Genomic DNA, 16,203 nt, shown 5'->3' with positions numbered 1-16,203 from the left:
ATGGGTGTATATAACAGGATTTTGAAAAAGTCTTTATGGGTATTTCACATGAGCGCTTCTCCCTGTAATAACTGTGATATAGAGGTGCTTGATTTATTGACACCTGGCTATGATCTGGAACGCTTTGGAATAAAGCTCGTTGGCTCGATAAGACATGCCGATGTGCTTTTAATAACAGGTGTGGGAGGATGTAAAGTCGCCGAAAGGGTTGTCAGGGTTTATAATCAAGCGCCAAAACCTGTTTTTGTTGTAGCTGTGGGAACTTGCCCAATCGGCGGTGCAACATTCAAAGATAGTTACTCGCGATGTGGACCACTGGATGAGCTTATTCCTGTAAATCTTTATATTCCCGGGTGCCCTCCAAAGCCAGAAACAATGATAGAGGGGTTGTTAAAGTTACTGGGGAGGTTAGAGTGATGAATCCTGAGGAGAGCAAGAATGATATATTGAATAGGCTCAGGGAGAAAATCAAAATACTTCTTTCCAAAAAGAAGCGTATCTATTTTAAAGTAATGCCTGAAGACATCGTTGAAGTAGCAGAATATCTTTTTAGGAAGGGACTAAGGCTTTCAACAATTTCTGCTATTGAGAACTACGAAGGATTCGAACTTGTTTACCACTTTTCAGATGATAGAAGTGGAACATATTACTGCCCGAAAGTATTTGTACCTCTTGATAGTCCGGAAGTCCCTTCAATTTCGAACAATATAGCCGGCGCAAAATGGATTGAAAGGGAAATTGGAGACCTTTTTGGAGTTGTTTTCATAGATCATCCTGTGCCTAAACCGTTGCTTCTTGAGAATAACCCGAAAATTCCAAAGAATCCACTTAGAGTAAAGAGGCGAGAGCATGAGTGAAGATTTCAATTTACCGGTTGGTCCCTTTCACCCTCTTTTGGAGGAAGCTGAATACTTCAAGATAGCTCTTGATGGAGAGACAGTGAAAGAAATCGAAATGGAAACCGGATGGATGCATAGAGCTATTGAAAAACTTTCCGAGAGCAACACTTTTGACCAGACAATATTTCTTGTTGAAAGGATTTGCGGCATTTGCTCTGCGTCGCACCCTTTTGCCTGTGTGAATGCACTGGAAGATATTGGTGAAGTAGAAATCCCTTTGAGGGCAAGGTATATAAGATCTTTGATAGGAGAGCTCGAACGCGTCCACAGCCATTTGCTATGGCTTGGTCTTGCAGGGCATTTTATTGGTTACGATACACTCTGGATGTGGGCATGGAAATACAGAGAACCCGTTCTTGAAGTCATCGAGCTAATTACCGGAAACAGGAATCATTATGGAATTTTTCGTGTTGGTGGAGTTCGAAAAGACTATGATACATCTTTGAATGCACGGGTCAACGAGGTTATGGACATGCTCGAAAAGAAGTTGAGTATGGTTACAAAAGCAGCTATGGATGATCCGGTGCTTAAAAGCAGGTTATGTGGTGTTGGTGTTTTAACAAAGGAAGATGCAATCAACTATTGTGCGGTTGGACCCACAGCCAGAGCATCCGGAGTTGCCATTGATGTGAGGAAAGACGAGCCATATGCGGCTTACGATTTGCTGGATTTTGACATAATTGTCCGTGAAGAGGGCGATGTTTTTGCCAAAACGGTTGTAAGAATACTCGAGATGTTTGAAAGCATAAAAATGATAAGACAGATCATTGAACGCTTGAGAAAAGTTCCAGGGCCGATATTTAATGATATTGCTGAAATACCTGCTGGCGAAGGAATTGGCAGACATGAAGCTCCAAGAGGTGAAGTGTTTCATTACATACGCTCAGATGGATCAAACCGTCCTGTCAGGCATAAAATAAGAGCTCCGAGCTATGTTAATATTCCAACTTACGAAGTCAGCTGTCCGGGATTGAACCTCTCCGATGTGATGATAACGCTGGCATCGGTTGATCCCTGTTATTGTTGTACGGAGAGATCTGTAAAGCTTTTTGACAAAAAAGGCAGGGAAATTGCCCAGAATTTACTTGAACTGTCGCAAAGGAAAACCGATAAACTCATTGATGAGTTAGGGGAGAGCGAATTATGGAAGCTTTTGTGAATGTTCTATCTTTTATGGTCATCATACCACTGATAACAGCACTTATGGACAGTGGCACAAACTGGAAAGTTGCGAGATGGCTTAATATCATTACCTGTTCATACCTTTTGGTTTCTTCCTTTATCCTTTGGGGCTATCTGCCTCTTACGACTGGATTGGATGGTGAAGGGGTCTTTTCCCTTGATGGTCTTTCTTATTTTGCATTGCTTTTTGCCAATATACTGGGCCTTGCATTTTCTATTTACCTCTTAAAAAGCGAAAAACTCAAATTCCACGTATATTTCATAATGACTATGTCTTTTGTCAATGGGGCCTTGATGACACAAAATGCAATTGCTTTTCTGATATTCTGGGGCCTTGCAGGTTTGATGCTTTATCTCTTTGCACTTTCTTTTAAAAATGCCTTCGGCGTTGCTAAAAAAACGCTCATTATATCCGGAATATCTGATTCGCTATTAATTTTTGCGTTTTTCCTTTTAGGATATTCAAATACCAATTTGATTGGTTCCTCAAATGGAGAGTTCGACCCATGGAAGATTACGGCTTTGAGCTTTATTGCGCTGGCTTCTTTCGCGAAGGCGGGAGCTTTTCCATTGCACACATGGATACCCGAATACTGCGAAAAAGCACCTGTTGAATCTGCCTTTATTCTTCCCGCTTCTCTGGATAAGATCCTCGGGATCTATTTGCTTGCGAGATTGTTCCTGGAACACAGCGTCATGCCACAAAATTTGAGAATTGTCATAGCGGGTATAGGAGCCTTTACCATAATCATAGCTGTCATGATGGCTTTGATTCAGCACAATGCACGTAAGCTTCTTGGCTATCATGCAGTGAGTCAGGTAGGTTACATGGTGCTTGGTATAGCTACCGGAAACCCTGTTGGAATAATTGGCGGATTACTGCATACTGTAAATCACTCAATTTATAAGTCGGGATTGTTCATGGCTGCTGGAAATGTGGAAAGCTCGGCAGGTACAGTTGAATTAGCTGAACTTGGCGGAATGGCAAGACGAACACCGCTAACTTTTTCAGGCATGCTGGTTTGTTCACTCTCTATTTCTGGGATACCGCTGACAAATGGTTTTGTATCAAAATGGCTTGTTTATCAGGGAGTTTTGATAGCAATGGCTCAAAGCCTTTATGGCTATAGAATACTGTACGCACTCTTTCTCATAATGGCCCTTTTTGGAAGTGCGCTAACCTTGGCAAGTTTCATGAAACTGAATTATTCTATCTTCCTTGGGAAAACCACAGAGAAAACTAAAAATACCAGGGAAGCTTCTTCAGCAAAATTGACCGCCTTGCTAATAAACGCTTCCCTGTGTTTGCTTATAGGTATAGGCTGGAAGTTTTTCCCATTGCCACTGATTGAGAAGAGCCTTGGTATGAATTTTGAAAGTAGTGCAGGCTTTCTTTCGGCGACACAGCTTTTAGGTTTGATTGTTTTATCTTTTGTCTTTGGTGCTATGATATATTTCATCTTCCGAAAAGTGAGAGTAGACGATGCTTTTGTCGGAGGGCAAAAGGATACTATGAAATTCAGGGTCTCAGGCACAGGTTTTTTTAACGATATACGAAATATGAAACCATTAAAGGCCATTTACAATGGTGCTGAGAAAGGGTATTTTGATGTTTATGCACAGCTTAAGGCAGGGATAAAAGCTGCTGTTGCACCATTGAAATTGCTTCATACAGGCGAATTGTCTTTTTACAGTGTATGGGTTGTGATTGGGTTCTTAGCTTTTCTCTTAATATTCCTGAGGGGTGGTTGATATGCCCGTTGAAGGCTGGCTGTACTTTATAGTTTCTTTCATGATCTTTGCTTCCATTGTAGCTCTTGAATTGAAGGACCTGCTATCTTCCATAGTATCGGTAGGTGTAACAGGTCTGGCGTTAGCAGTGGCTTTTATTTTCTTACAGGCGCCCGATCTCGCGCTTGTTCAGTTTGTCTATGAAATAGTTGCTGTGATTATCTTGATTATGCTGTTAAAAGCCACCGGTGAAAGGCTTGAAAAAGAAAGAGAAGGAAGATTTTTGCTGTTCTCTAAATTGCTACTTCTAATTCTCGCGACAATAATGATTATTCCGCTGTTTTCCGCTTTGCCGGAGTTCGGGAAGCCGCTCCTTGAAGTTTCAGAGAAATACCTCTCTGAAGGGTCGGCTGACACCGGTTCAGCGAATCTGGTAACTTCAGTCATTCTGGATTACAGAGCCTATGACACACTCGGGGAAGCGACGGTGATATTTGTATCAATTCTTGGAGCTGTAACTTTACTCAGCAAGAGAAAAAAACACGAAGGTGATTCCAATGGCTGAAAGACATTCAGGGATGACTTTGATAGTCAAAACCATAACGCGTTTTACAGTTTGGTTGATATTGTTGTATGGTATTTTTCTGATGATACATGGGCACTTAACTCCAGGTGGTGGATTTGTGGGAGGTTTGGTTGTTGCTCTTTCCTTAATACACATAAGATTGGCCTTCGGAAAGAGAAGCCCTACCGGGGTTCCCGGAAAAGCTTTACTACATAGGCTTGATTCCACCGGTGCCTTACTATTTCTGGCGGTGGGAATCGCGGCTTTTTTTGCAGGCTTGCCATTTTTAAGTAATTTTCTTCCAAAGGGAAGGTTGTTCGATCTTTTTAGCGCCGGCACCATTCCGATTTTGAATTTCGCTATCATGTTAAAGGTTGGAGCGGCTATTTTCCTCGTTTTCGTGGCTCTTAACCTTTATGAGCATGGAAAAAATACTGAAGTTAATGAAAGCAAAAACGAAAAAAAGGAGGAGGAATGAGTTATGGGCTTGTATCTCCTATCCTTTATCCTTTTTCTTGTAGGACTTTATGGAGTGCTCACTAAGGCTAATATCGTGAAGATAATATTGGGTTCCGGGATTATGGGATATGCAGTGAATCTATTTCTTATATTGATTGCTTACAGGTCAGGTGGAACCTTTCCCATACTGTTGCCCGGAAAAGACCCAGGTATGATGGTAGATCCGCTTCCACAAGCACTGGTATTGACATCTATTGTTATTGAATTGGGTACTACTGCCTTGTTAGTTGCACTGGCGGTAAATATTTACAAACACTACGGCACACTTGATGTGCGCAAAGTGAGGAGGCTTAAGGGGTGATTGCTTCCTATTTCGTTATAATTCCATTGTTATCAGGTTTTGTGCTCGCCATGAGCGGAAAGAGAAGTAAGTTCGCAGAACTCGTTGCGCTAATAGCGACATCTCTGTTGCTGTTTCTCTCAATACTGCTTTTTGCTTTGATCGACTCCTCAGGCACTATCGTTTATCAGCTTTCGGGATGGAAAATTCCCTATACGATTTCGTTGGTTATCGACAGTTTATCAGCTTTCGTGTTATTTTTAGTTTCATTGATAGCTTTTTTAAGTACGTTGTACTCAATAGGTTACATGAAGCGTTTTCGCTCACTGAGCAACTATTATGCACTTTTGATGCTTTTAATTGCCGGTTTAAATGGTGTCACTGTTACGGGAGACCTTTTCAATCTGTTTGTTTTCATGGAAGTTTCACTGATAGCGACTTATGCCCTTGTCGCTTTTCAGGGAGAAGCCGAACATTATGAGGCGGCTTTCAAATACGCCATACTTGGTTCTATATCATCCACAATAATTCTATTCGGGATAGGCTGTGTTTATAGTGCGACTTCCTCTCTTACACTTATGCAGATTTCAATAAAGAGTGCTGATATACCTGTATTATATCTTGCCTATGGGCTATTTCTTACAGGCTTTGGCTTAAAAGCATCAATGTTCCCATTCCATTCATGGCTGCCAGATGCTCATCCTTCAGCACCTTCTCCTGTATCGGCAATGCTTTCTGGAGTTTTAATAAAGGTGCTTGGCGCGTATGCAATGATAAGAGTTTTCTTTATGGTTTTCCAAAGGAGTGATCTGGTTCTTGGATCATTGCTCGTAATCGGTTCCATAACAATGATTATTGGCGCAATTATGGCTTTTGGGCAAAGTGACATTAAGAGAATGCTGGGCTTTAGCAGCGTCAGCCAGATGGGTTATATAGTTTTTGCACTGGGGCTGGGAACGCCCCTCGGAATTCTCGGGGCAATTTATCACATGTTGAACCATGCGGTACTAAAAGGAACGCTTTTCCTTGATGCAGGAGCAATAGAAATGGCAGAAGGCACAAGGGATCTGGAAAAAATGACTGGTAAGAGCAACAAAACAGTATATGTGTCAACACTTATGGCTTCAATGGGAATTTCCGGTGTGCCTCCCTTTGGGGGCTTCTTCAGCAAATTGGTGATAATAATGGCTGCTATTTATACCGGAAAATACATTTATGCTCTCATAGCCCTTGCTGTAAGTGTTGTTACCCTTACTTATTATCTGAAAATGCTGAAAAAAGCCTTCCCCTCAACAGGAGACGCCAAAATACCTTTGTCCATGAAATCAACACTGATAATCATGAGTTTGTTAACCCTTGTTACAGCAATTCTTTTTATTCCTTCAATCAGAGAAATCACATTGGATAAAGTTGTAGATTGTGTGATAAATAGAGAAGCTTACAGCCAGCTTTTCATGGCAGGTGGTAATTAGTGAATATTAAAACGAAAAGCAGAATAATTGTATTTATACTCAGCTTTATAGTGTGGATTTTAATTACCTTGCCCTTTAGTTTTCAGGAGCTTGTTTTTGCTCTTGTCGCATCATTCTTCGTTGCTTTAATAGTTGGGGATGTGTTCTTGAATACGGGAAAGAGCGTTGTGCTAAAAGGCATTTTGTACTTTCTTGTTTACATAATGATCCTTTTCTGGGAAATGCTCAAAGCAAATTTTCATGTGGCTATGATCGTTATACATCCTGAAGCGCCGATCAAACCGGGTTTTGTGAAGGTAAAGACAGAATTGAAAGAAGATTCTTCAATTACTGTGCTCGCAAATTCTATAACGCTTACACCAGGGACATTGACGGTTGATGTGTTCAAGGATAAGGGAGAGTTGATAATTCATTGGATTCAGGTTGAAACACCCGAAATAAAGGGTTGTACCGAAGCCATTGCAGGGCGCTTTGAACCTATTTTGAGGAGGTTTATGAGGTGAGCAGGACTCTTAGATGGTTCATAGGGCTTCTTCTTGTTATAGTATTTATCGTGTTCAACTTCGCTGTTATCGAAGTGGGATTTCTGGTGAGGCTAATAAATATCCTTTTAATGTGCACACTGATGGTTATATTCAGGGTTATTTTTGGCCCCTCAGCAGCTGATAGAGTTGTTGCTGTAGATATTTTTGGCATTATAATTGTGGGTCTTTTAGCTCTGGTTTTCCTGGTTACAGGCGCTTCTTTCTTTCTTGATATAGCCATGGCCTGGGCATTACAGAGCTTTATAGTCTCCCTCGCCTTAGCTAAGTTTCTGGAAGGGAGGCATATGGATGATTAGGGAAATTATAGGGTATGGTTTCATTATTTTCGGAATAGCCTTTGATTTCTTTGGTGCTTTGGGGCTTGTCAGACTGCCCGACGTTTACAACAGGTTGCAGGCGGCAACAAAATGTGTCACCTTTGGCTCAGCAGGGATACTCTTTGGAGTATTTATTATTGAAGGCTTCGCTTCAGGCGGATTGAAAGCACTTGTCTGTATGATATTCATTTTGCTAACTTCACCAGTTGCTGCCCATGCCATATCGAGAGCAGCTTATAGAAGTGGTGTCAAACCAGCGAAGGAAACGGTTGTCGATCTTTATGCTGATGAACTGAAGGGAAGTGAAAAAGATGAAAGCACCAAAGCTTAGGGAATTAAAAGAGGCAATCACTAATGTGCTTTCAAAAAGGTTTACGACAACTTATCCCTTTACTACTTATGAAGCTCCTGAAGAATTTCGTGGAAAACCAAGGTACAATGACGAAATCTGTATTGGCTGCGGAGCGTGTGCTCAAGTATGCCCTGCAAAGGCTATAGAGCTCAAAGATGATCTTAGAAGAGGGGTTAGAATTTTAACTGTGCGATATACTGATTGCATATACTGCGGTCAATGTGAAGAAAAGTGTATAACAGATGGTGGTATAGCATTAACGAACGATTATGTAACAGCAAGCTTGGATCGAACTGATGAAGTTAATTATAACATTGTGGAGAAGAAACTCGTTCGCTGTGAAAAATGTGGCACGGTTATAGCAACGGTTGACCACTTGAAATGGCTCATTAAGAAGTTAGGCCCTTATACATATGGTCACCCTAACCTTATGTTAATCCGACAATCTGAGCTGGGTAATAAACCTGCGAAAATCCAGCCAAAAGAGATAGTCAGGAGGGAGGACCATTTTGAATTACTTTGCCCAAAATGCAGACACCTCGTCGTCGTCGAGGATGCCTTCAAATGAGCTTTCATTATTTCTTGAGTATTTGATTGATAAAGAAGCTCTCTTAGTGGGACTCGGTAATCCCATGCGAAGTGACGATAATGTTGGCGTTTATCTCATAGAACTGCTTGAACAACTTGAACTCCCTCCACATTGGAATTTGCTCAAATGTTATCGAAATCCTGAAAACTACCTCGGAAAGCTTCTCAACTCTAAATCAAGAATTATCGTTTTTATAGACTCTGTTCAGGGAATGAGTGAAGAAGTCAGGATATTTTGTGAAGACGAGATAAAAGACTTCAGCTTTTCCACGCACACCTTTGGCATTTCCACATTCATAAAATATCTAAAATCCCGCAGACAGGTCAGGTTTTTCCTGATAGGCATAAAACCGGAGAAGCTGGAAGTGGGAGTTGAGCTAACTAAAAAAGCAAAAGGGCGCGCAGATTTTATTTTCAGGAGATTTGAAAAGGCATGCAAGAATACAGATTAAAAATCAGAGGGATTGTCCAGGGAGTTGGTTTCAGGCCTTTTGTAGCAAGGCTTGCGAAAGAACTAAGCCTTGATGGATACGTTGAAAATTGTGAAGCAGGGGTTGAAATTGGCCTCTTTTGCGATGAAAAAACGCTTGAAATTTTTCTTGATAGGCTGCATGCGGAAAAGCCAGCACCATCGAGGATTATTGAAACAAGTATAAGAAAAATTCGAAGGGAAAATGGAATTCATCATGGATTTGTTATAAAGCCAAGCAAAAAAAGCGGCGAAATAACTGCATTAATTCCCCCGGATATTGCCCTTTGTGATGATTGTTTGCGAGAGATGTTTGACCCTGAGGACAGAAGATATCTTTATCCATTCATAAGCTGTAGCCACTGCGGCCCTCGTTTCAGCATAATAGGAAGTATTCCCTATGATAGGCCTTATACCACCATGAAAGACTTCCAGATGTGCCCTGAATGCCAGACAGAATACACTTGCATCTCAGATAGAAGATACCACGCGCAAACAAATTGCTGCGATAGGTGTGGACCTCACTATTGGCTTGAGACTAAAGAGGAAAAGCAAATTTCTGAAAATGTTATTCAAAAAGCAAAAGAGCTCATTTATAAAGGAAAAATCCTTGCCGTTAAAGGTATAGGAGGATTTCACCTGGTATGTGACCCCTGCAACGAAAAAGCGGTAAAAAAGCTGAGAGAACTGAAAGAGCGACCTTTTAAACCCTTTGCCTTGATGGCAAAAGACCTGGAAACCGTTAAGGAATTTGCCGAAATATCTTCACAGGAGGAAGAACTGTTGCTGTCACCTGCCAGACCCATAGTCCTTTTGAAGAAAAAAGGAGATGCCTTCAGGTTTGTTGCACCGGAAATCGATCGGATCGGTGTGATGCTTCCTTACACGGGGATACATTATCTACTTCTTCAGGAATTCCCGGTATTGGTCGCGACAAGCGGGAACCTTTCCGGTGAAATGCTTTGTGCAGGCAACAGCGAGGCCAGGGAAAAACTCAGCAGAATATGTGACGCTTTGCTCCTCCATGATAGAAAAATTCTAAATCGCTGCGATGATTCTGTTCTGAAAGTAATCGATGGAAAAAAAGTTTTTATAAGGAGGTCCCGGGGCTTTGTGCCTGAAGTGATATCACTTCCTTATTACTCCTCTTCGAAGATTTTTTGCGCTGGAGCTGATTTGAAAGCAGTTTTTGGCTATATAAAAGGGGATTTGTTTTATCCTTCGCAGTACTTTGGAGATCTTCAGTTCAAATTAAATCAAGATCAGTACCTTTTGATGGCCGAGAGGTTTGAAAAACTTTTTGACCTTAAACCAGACGTTGTTGTGGTTGATAAGCATCCTGAATACTTCTCTAAATTGCTGGGCGAATTTATAGCACAAAAAAAGGGAGCGAAACTTGTTGAATGCCAACATCATATTGCTCATGTTTACAGCGTAATGGCTGAACACGGGTTGAAAAATTGTATAGGTGTTTCCTTTGATGGGACCGGCTACGGCACTGACGGAACGGTCTGGGGAGGGGAATTTTTTCTGATCAAAGGTGCAAACTGGAAAAGGAAAGGCCATTTAAGACAGGTTTTAATGCCAGGAGGCGAAAAGGCAGCCAGATTTCCAGGCTTAATGGCTGAGTCGTATCTCCATGATATAGGCGAACCTTTGACGGAGGATGTAATAAAAATGATAGGAGCAGCTGAAGTGTTAACGACATCTGCTGGCAGGTTGTTCGATGCAGTTTCTTCTCTTCTGGACATATGCAATTACAATACATATGAAGCTGAAGCAGCCATGAAACTTGAAAGTATAGCGATTTCAGCAATGCCATGCAGTATTGAGCTTCCCTTTGAGCTTGCCAGGAGAGAAAATTCGTGGGAAATAGATTTGAGAAATGGTATTGAAAAAATCATAGCCTTGAAAAGAGGGAATGGAGCATCAATCGAAGAGCTTGCATGTGCCTTTCATAAGATGCTATCAAAAGCAGTGCTTGAGCTCTGCAAAAAGATAAGGGAAGAAAATGGAGAAAATAATGTATGCCTATCTGGCGGTGTTTTCCAAAACAGTCTTCTTCTGTCAATGTGTTTAAAAGCCCTCAAGGAATCCGGTTTTATGGTGTATGTAAATGAGCATGTTTCACCAGGTGATGAAGGGATTGCCCTGGGGCAAGGATATTTCTATTTGATGAATGAAAATGAATCGGGGTGATGATATGTGCCTGGCTGTACCACTCAAAATAATTGAGATAAAGGGTAACAAAGCGTTAGCGGAAAAATCTGGCGTAAAGCTGGAAATTGATGTGAGACTTATAAAAGATTTGAAGAGGGGAGATTATGTGCTCGTTCATGCGGGTTTTGCTATCCAGAAGGTAGATGTTGATTCGGCAATGGAAATAGAAAAAGCGGCGGAAAGGCTGGGAGAATATCTTGGGAAATAGACTGTTCAATGTCATGGAAGTTTGTGGTACGCATACCCATGCTCTTATGCAATATGGTTTGAGAGAAGTCTATCGAAATAAGATGAAATTGATAAGCGGACCCGGGTGCCCTGTTTGTGTTACCTCACAAAGCGATATCGACAGGCTGATATATCTGTGCGATCTTGGAATTCGCATATACACTTTTGGCGATTTGATGAAAGTCCCGGGAACCTCTGGAACTTTGAGAGAAAAGAAAGCACTTGGGGCGGATGTGAGGGAAGTTTATAATCCCATCGATATTATCGAAGATATGAGGAAAGATCCCACTGAAGGAGCTGTCTTTGCTGCAATAGGCTTTGAAACAACAGCCCCACTTGTAGCAAGTTTGATCAAAGAAATCGAAAGCGCGTCCATTGAAAATCTCTATATATTCAATCTCTTAAAGCGCATTCCGCCAGCAATAGAAGCGCTTTTAGAAGATCCAGATTGTGCGATAGATGGATTTCTGTGCCCGGGGCATGTTGCAACAATCATAGGAGAATTGCCTTTCAAAAAACTTTCTGAAAAGTTCGAGAAACCTTTTGTAATAGCTGGATTCACAAGGGAATTGCTTGTTTTTGCCCTTGAAAAGATGTATGAAATGCTTAGTTCAGGTATTTCGGGTGTTTTTAACGCATATTATTCCACTGTTAAGCCTGATGGAAACCCTCTGGCTATTGAAATGTTGAAAAGTGTTTTTAGGGCATCCAATGCGGAATGGAGAGGGCTTGGGGTTATTCCAGATTCGGGCTTTAAGTTAAAATCAGAAAACAGTGTTATAAACGCTTTGCAAATATATCCTGAATTGAGTAAAATATCCTCAAAAGATCAATGCCCTTGTGGACAGGTGCTCAAAGGAAAACTCGATCCTGAAAATTGTGAATTCTTTGGAGTAAGCTGTAACCCGGAAAGGCCTATGGGACCATGTATGGTTTCCTCTGAAGGATCTTGCCACGCTGCTTTCTTATACAGGAATGAGATTCATGCATAGAATTTTTGATATGTATTCATTCATTGTGGGGGGATATTATGAAAGGAACGATAACGATACACCATAATAGTGGCAAACGCCAGATAGAACTCCTGAGGTTTATTGAGGAACATCTGAACGGTTCGGTGGTTTCAATGGAAGAAGATGCCGGCATAATAATGAAATCAGTCGATGTTGTCAGTACCGACAGTTTCACGATTTACCCTCTTTTCTTTCCGGGTGGCGACATAGGGAAGTTAGCAGTTACAGGGAGCGTAAACGATGTTGTTATGTTAGGTGCAGAACCCATTTACATGACGCTTTCGATTATTCTGGAAGAAGGCTTTCCGCTTGACTCTTTTGAAAAAGTTATCAGTTCTATTGACAGCGAATTAAGAGGAAACAATCTAAAAGTGCTCTGTGGGGATACCAAAATCATGAACAAAGGAAGCGTTGATGGCTTAATAATCAACACCACATGTTTCGGAAAAAGCGTTGGAAAGCCGTTGAGTGTTTACAATATCGAGCCTGGAGACGCAGTGATAGTAACAGGGCCAATAGGTCTCCATGGCGCAACGATCATGGCATTAAGAAAAGGGTTTGAATTTAACTTCCATTCAGATTGCCGAACGCTTATCCCTCTTCTTGAAATTGTCAAACGCTTTAATGTTAAAGCCATGAGGGATGCTACCCGTGGTGGTGTAGCCCAGATACTCAATGAAATAGCAACAAGCGCAAACTGCGACATTGTAATCAACGAAGACATGTTGCTCATTCCCGAAGGAGTGAAAACAATATCGGAAATACTCGGCATTGATCCCCTTTACCTTGCCTGCGAAGGAACGGCAGTGGTTTTTTGCGACGAGAGGGATACCGGGGAAGCTCTGGAATTACTCGGTGATCTGGGTTTTTATCCTTCCTTTATTGGCCATGTGCGTGAGAAGGGAGTTATTCCGAGGGTGCTGCTAAAAAATCGATATGGTGTTGAGCGAGTTTTGCCCATGCTTGTAGAGGAACTCACACCGAGGATATGTTAGGAGGGAGAAATGAAATGCATCATGAACTATCCATTGCAGAGAAGATAAGGCATTACATTGAAAGTAAGATTACACCCGAAGAATTAAAAAATATAAGCAAAATAACCATTGGCGTTGGCAAACTGGCAATGGTTGACAAGGGCCATATTAAAGAAGCTTTTGACCTTATCAAAGAAAACACCGACTTCAAAAACGTGGAAATCGATTTTATCACCGATGAGCTTCATTATCAATGTCGCAGCTGTGGCAAGGAATTCTTTTCCAAAAACCTTGAGACACGATGTCCGGAATGTGGTGGTTCTATAAGGGTAAAAGATGGGGATCAGATTTACATCAAAACCGTTAGCTATAAATAGAACTCCCTCTTGAAAGTACCCCTCTTCTGTGCTAAAATTCAAATTGGCGGGGCGTAGCGCAGATGGAAGCGTGTCTGCATGGGGCGCAGAAGGTCGCTGGTTCAAGTCCAGTCGCCCCGACCAGGTTAACGGCGCATATCAGCGCCGTTTTTCTTTTGATTTGGATAACTAATATTTAATACATACGACTGTACTATCTTTATTAAATAAAACTGTGATTTGCATTACCTGAATTAGAAAATGTTTCTTCGTAAAACTTCCAACAACAGTTAACTTCTAACTTCTCTCTTTAATTCGAATATGCACATACGACTGATACAATGTGAACTGAGGGAGGTGTGAGTATGGTGCGAAAATTTGCTATTCTGCTTGTTATTCTGCTCGCTGCAGCGGCTTTTTCATTAAGCGTGCATGGCTTAATAGGCAGTGAGCTTGGTGGGTTGAACAGGCAGATTCTTGGCATTGGCGTCCAAATCGGCGATGGCACTTTTAGAGCGGAAGTGAACGGTTTTATTCCAATCGCCTCGGTATCAGATATACCATATCTTGACTGGGCAGCCTTTTCTGTAATGGAAATTGATCCAACTTTATTATTGAATTTCCAGCTTGATAGCGATCTTTCGCTTTATGCCGGAATAGGACTTATTCTACTCGCCGATTTTAGAGATTCTCTCTTTATTCTCTACTCAGACAGGGCATTTCATGTAAAACTGGGGGTCAATTTACTGTTGATGAATTTCATTAATGTATTTGGAGAAGTGATGACCATTGGAGGTCTTTCAGGTGGGCCATACATGATTGGTTGGTCCGGCGTCTTCAGCCTGCACATCGGTGCAGGGCTGGAGTTTTAGGAGGTGATCCGGATGAAGATTATGACTAAATTGATAATCATTTCGGTTATAGCTCTCATATTGGCCTCCTGTGGAATCATACCAGTTCTTCCGCTTGCAATTCCTCTTGACCCGATAGGAGTCAAAATTCCTGTTCTGTGGGGAAACGACCTTGCTATCTTTGTTTCTGTCGACAGACTCCCTGTGAGCGTCCCTATAATCAACCCCGTGGATACCGCTATGCCGGTAAAACTGAGAATGGTTATTAAAGATTATGCGGGCAATTTAACTCCTGACAACCTTCTTCTCTTTGAAGACGGAAAGGCTCAGGGCTTTGTAATGGTAAAGGAAAGCGAGGTTCGTATTGGAGCAGACATAGTTTTCCTGGTTGATGTAACCGGGAGCATGGGAACAGAAATTCAAGGGGTTAAGAACAGCATGATGAACTTTTTGCAAGATTTGGAAGACGCAGGGCTTGATGTAAAAGTTGGGATAGTTCCCTATGGAGATTATGTCCCCGCATCACCTACTTCAACTGATAACATAGGGTTTGATCCGCCTTATCTTGGTCTGGTTGATCCAACAACAGCCGCCTCTTACACTCAAGACCTGGATGTGGGCTGGGGAGCTGATGGCCCTGAGAATGCCTATGGGGCTATAATGTTTGCCTGGGACAACATGTCCTGGCGCTCCGGTTCACAAAGGGTAATCATATGGCTTACAGATGCCTGGAGCCATTACACTGGCGATCAACCACCAACAGTTCCTTGGCCATATCCCCCGTCAAATGACTTTGATCCAAAATACACCAAAGCAGACGTTATAAGTACTATATTGGGTTACGCAACAGTACATATAATTGCTTCTACGGGTGATTATTATTTTGTGGGTGATACAGATTTCACTCATCCAGGTGATCCACGAGAGATCGTAGATCTCACAGGCGGCTTGATAATTTATCAGGATCCTATGGGGGAGCCCGATCTATCAACTATTGGAATTACAGAATACATACTCTCCTCGTGGCTTGTATTCTTTGAGACGAAGTCATATGATGACCCTCATAACCTTGATCTTTATATCGAATTACCAGATACCACTCAGGGTCAAAAGCATCTTGTTGGCGTTACTTACTGATGATAACGCGTTAATTCAAAAGCGGGATATCGTATCCCGCTTTTTTGTTGCTTTATGACTAAATATGAACTGCTTAATTGAATATAGGGTGTCGCGAAAAAAGTGGGCCTCCCAAATTCCAATGGTGGTACCATTGAAATATCCCAACATAAGAAAGGAGGCCCAAATAAATGGTACCACAAGAACTTACAAAAAGCGATATTGTAAAGATTATTGAGTACTTAGACAAGCTTTTGCCTTCTAACTTCGTTAACAAACAAGGCAGAGGTAGAAGAAAGGCTTATTCCGACAAGAGCATCTTGAAAGTTTCCATTTTATTGAAGCTATGCGATGTCTCATATCGCAGGGCAAAGGACTTTTTAGAAAAGAATCCCAAATACATGGAACTCCTGGACTTGAAAAACATACCTCCATTCCAGACTATATCCAGGAGAGTAAGAGAATTGCCTCTTCACAGGATAAACAAAGATATTGTAAACCTCTTTTTGGATATAGAAGGACTTGA

General features: G+C 41.6%; 21 protein-coding genes and 1 tRNA gene. All 22 read left to right on the top strand.

Annotated features, from left to right (window positions below):
• Positions 1–417 carry an NADH-quinone oxidoreductase subunit B family protein gene (locus AT15_RS05535; protein WP_068347241.1) on the top strand — a complete coding sequence of 139 codons (417 nt, stop codon included), beginning with the start codon at positions 1–3 and terminating at the stop codon, positions 415–417.
• The gene (locus AT15_RS05530) at positions 417–857 is read left to right on the top strand and encodes an NADH-quinone oxidoreductase subunit C (protein ID WP_068347239.1); all 441 of its coding nucleotides are present in this window, start codon (positions 417–419) and stop codon (positions 855–857) included. Before AT15_RS05535 ends, AT15_RS05530 begins: the two co-directional genes overlap by 1 nt.
• Entirely contained in the window at positions 850–2,058 is a 1,209-nt protein-coding gene (locus AT15_RS05525; RefSeq protein WP_068347237.1) for a hydrogenase large subunit, read from the top strand. The genes AT15_RS05530 and AT15_RS05525 overlap by 8 nt, the downstream gene beginning before the upstream one ends.
• The gene (locus AT15_RS05520; RefSeq protein ID WP_068347235.1) at positions 2,043–3,833 is read left to right on the top strand and encodes a complex I subunit 5 family protein; all 1,791 of its coding nucleotides are present in this window, start codon (positions 2,043–2,045) and stop codon (positions 3,831–3,833) included. The genes AT15_RS05525 and AT15_RS05520 overlap by 16 nt, the downstream gene beginning before the upstream one ends.
• A gap of 1 nt (position 3,834) precedes the next feature.
• Positions 3,835–4,377, top strand: coding sequence for a hydrogen gas-evolving membrane-bound hydrogenase subunit E (mbhE, locus tag AT15_RS05515; protein ID WP_068347233.1), 543 nt, complete (start codon positions 3,835–3,837; stop codon positions 4,375–4,377).
• Entirely contained in the window at positions 4,370–4,855 is a 486-nt protein-coding gene (locus AT15_RS05510) for an MnhB domain-containing protein (protein WP_068347231.1), read from the top strand. Before mbhE ends, AT15_RS05510 begins: the two co-directional genes overlap by 8 nt.
• 3 nt (positions 4,856–4,858) lie before the next feature.
• Entirely contained in the window at positions 4,859–5,197 is a 339-nt protein-coding gene (locus AT15_RS05505) for a sodium:proton antiporter (protein ID WP_068347228.1), read from the top strand.
• Positions 5,194–6,648 carry a complex I subunit 5 family protein gene (locus AT15_RS05500; protein ID WP_068347226.1) on the top strand — a complete coding sequence of 485 codons (1,455 nt, stop codon included), beginning with the start codon at positions 5,194–5,196 and terminating at the stop codon, positions 6,646–6,648. The genes AT15_RS05505 and AT15_RS05500 overlap by 4 nt, the downstream gene beginning before the upstream one ends.
• A complete protein-coding gene (locus AT15_RS05495; protein ID WP_068347224.1) occupies positions 6,648–7,151 on the top strand; it encodes a Na+/H+ antiporter subunit E in 504 nt (167 codons plus the stop codon). Before AT15_RS05500 ends, AT15_RS05495 begins: the two co-directional genes overlap by 1 nt.
• On the top strand, positions 7,148–7,489 hold the full coding sequence (locus tag AT15_RS05490) for a monovalent cation/H+ antiporter complex subunit F (protein ID WP_084251536.1): 342 nt from the start codon (positions 7,148–7,150) through the stop codon (positions 7,487–7,489). Before AT15_RS05495 ends, AT15_RS05490 begins: the two co-directional genes overlap by 4 nt.
• Entirely contained in the window at positions 7,482–7,841 is a 360-nt protein-coding gene (gene mnhG / locus AT15_RS05485) for a monovalent cation/H(+) antiporter subunit G (protein WP_068347222.1), read from the top strand. The genes AT15_RS05490 and mnhG overlap by 8 nt, the downstream gene beginning before the upstream one ends.
• Positions 7,822–8,430, top strand: a complete 609-nt coding sequence (locus AT15_RS05480; RefSeq protein ID WP_068347219.1) for a 4Fe-4S dicluster domain-containing protein — start codon at positions 7,822–7,824, stop codon at positions 8,428–8,430. Before mnhG ends, AT15_RS05480 begins: the two co-directional genes overlap by 20 nt.
• Entirely contained in the window at positions 8,372–8,902 is a 531-nt protein-coding gene (locus AT15_RS05475) for a hydrogenase maturation protease (RefSeq protein ID WP_153019713.1), read from the top strand. Before AT15_RS05480 ends, AT15_RS05475 begins: the two co-directional genes overlap by 59 nt.
• Positions 8,884–11,118, top strand: coding sequence for a carbamoyltransferase HypF (hypF, locus tag AT15_RS05470; protein ID WP_068347214.1), 2,235 nt, complete (start codon positions 8,884–8,886; stop codon positions 11,116–11,118). The genes AT15_RS05475 and hypF overlap by 19 nt, the downstream gene beginning before the upstream one ends.
• A gap of 4 nt (positions 11,119–11,122) precedes the next feature.
• Positions 11,123–11,347 carry a HypC/HybG/HupF family hydrogenase formation chaperone gene (locus AT15_RS05465; RefSeq protein ID WP_068347212.1) on the top strand — a complete coding sequence of 75 codons (225 nt, stop codon included), beginning with the start codon at positions 11,123–11,125 and terminating at the stop codon, positions 11,345–11,347.
• Complete coding sequence (gene hypD, locus AT15_RS05460; RefSeq protein ID WP_084251534.1) at positions 11,337–12,359, top strand: hydrogenase formation protein HypD; 1,023 nt, start codon at positions 11,337–11,339, stop codon at positions 12,357–12,359. Before AT15_RS05465 ends, hypD begins: the two co-directional genes overlap by 11 nt.
• A gap of 38 nt (positions 12,360–12,397) precedes the next feature.
• A complete protein-coding gene (hypE, locus tag AT15_RS05455) occupies positions 12,398–13,375 on the top strand; it encodes a hydrogenase expression/formation protein HypE (protein WP_068347208.1) in 978 nt (325 codons plus the stop codon).
• Positions 13,376–13,389: 14 nt separating this feature from the next.
• A complete protein-coding gene (locus AT15_RS05450) occupies positions 13,390–13,731 on the top strand; it encodes a hydrogenase maturation nickel metallochaperone HypA (protein ID WP_068347206.1) in 342 nt (113 codons plus the stop codon).
• Between the two features lie 47 nt (positions 13,732–13,778).
• Positions 13,779–13,854, top strand: a tRNA-Pro gene (locus tag AT15_RS05445).
• A gap of 221 nt (positions 13,855–14,075) precedes the next feature.
• Positions 14,076–14,582 carry a hypothetical protein gene (locus AT15_RS05440; RefSeq protein ID WP_068347204.1) on the top strand — a complete coding sequence of 169 codons (507 nt, stop codon included), beginning with the start codon at positions 14,076–14,078 and terminating at the stop codon, positions 14,580–14,582.
• A gap of 12 nt (positions 14,583–14,594) precedes the next feature.
• Complete coding sequence (locus tag AT15_RS05435; RefSeq protein WP_068347201.1) at positions 14,595–15,698, top strand: vWA domain-containing protein; 1,104 nt, start codon at positions 14,595–14,597, stop codon at positions 15,696–15,698.
• Between the two features lie 170 nt (positions 15,699–15,868).
• On the top strand, positions 15,869–16,203 hold a 335-nt coding region (locus AT15_RS05430), incomplete at its 3' end, for a transposase (protein ID WP_084251530.1).

The sequence above is a fragment of the Kosmotoga arenicorallina S304 genome, from assembly GCF_001636545.1.
In the GTDB taxonomy this organism is placed as follows: Bacteria; Thermotogota; Thermotogae; order Petrotogales; family Kosmotogaceae; genus Kosmotoga_B; species Kosmotoga_B arenicorallina.
The sequence above is the reverse complement of the archived record's forward strand: the minus strand, read 5'-3'. Positions and strand labels throughout refer to the sequence as shown.

What these genes read in the sequence shown, in the direction of transcription:
- AT15_RS05535 (WP_068347241.1), top strand. Translation starts at nt 1, where the DNA reads ATGGGTGTATATAACAGGATTTTGAAAAAGTCTTTATGGGTATTTCAC.
- AT15_RS05530 (WP_068347239.1), top strand. Translation starts at nt 417, where the DNA reads ATGAATCCTGAGGAGAGCAAGAATGATATATTGAATAGGCTCAGGGAG.
- AT15_RS05525 (WP_068347237.1), top strand. Translation starts at nt 850, where the DNA reads ATGAGTGAAGATTTCAATTTACCGGTTGGTCCCTTTCACCCTCTTTTG.
- AT15_RS05520 (WP_068347235.1), top strand. Translation starts at nt 2,043, where the DNA reads ATGGAAGCTTTTGTGAATGTTCTATCTTTTATGGTCATCATACCACTG.
- mbhE (WP_068347233.1), top strand. Translation starts at nt 3,835, where the DNA reads ATGCCCGTTGAAGGCTGGCTGTACTTTATAGTTTCTTTCATGATCTTT.
- AT15_RS05510 (WP_068347231.1), top strand. Translation starts at nt 4,370, where the DNA reads ATGGCTGAAAGACATTCAGGGATGACTTTGATAGTCAAAACCATAACG.
- AT15_RS05505 (WP_068347228.1), top strand. Translation starts at nt 4,859, where the DNA reads ATGGGCTTGTATCTCCTATCCTTTATCCTTTTTCTTGTAGGACTTTAT.
- mnhG (WP_068347222.1), top strand. Translation starts at nt 7,482, where the DNA reads ATGATTAGGGAAATTATAGGGTATGGTTTCATTATTTTCGGAATAGCC.
- AT15_RS05480 (WP_068347219.1), top strand. Translation starts at nt 7,822, where the DNA reads ATGAAAGCACCAAAGCTTAGGGAATTAAAAGAGGCAATCACTAATGTG.
- hypF (WP_068347214.1), top strand. Translation starts at nt 8,884, where the DNA reads ATGCAAGAATACAGATTAAAAATCAGAGGGATTGTCCAGGGAGTTGGT.
- AT15_RS05465 (WP_068347212.1), top strand. Translation starts at nt 11,123, where the DNA reads ATGTGCCTGGCTGTACCACTCAAAATAATTGAGATAAAGGGTAACAAA.
- hypE (WP_068347208.1), top strand. Translation starts at nt 12,398, where the DNA reads ATGAAAGGAACGATAACGATACACCATAATAGTGGCAAACGCCAGATA.
- AT15_RS05450 (WP_068347206.1), top strand. Translation starts at nt 13,390, where the DNA reads ATGCATCATGAACTATCCATTGCAGAGAAGATAAGGCATTACATTGAA.
- AT15_RS05440 (WP_068347204.1), top strand. Translation starts at nt 14,076, where the DNA reads ATGGTGCGAAAATTTGCTATTCTGCTTGTTATTCTGCTCGCTGCAGCG.
- AT15_RS05435 (WP_068347201.1), top strand. Translation starts at nt 14,595, where the DNA reads ATGAAGATTATGACTAAATTGATAATCATTTCGGTTATAGCTCTCATA.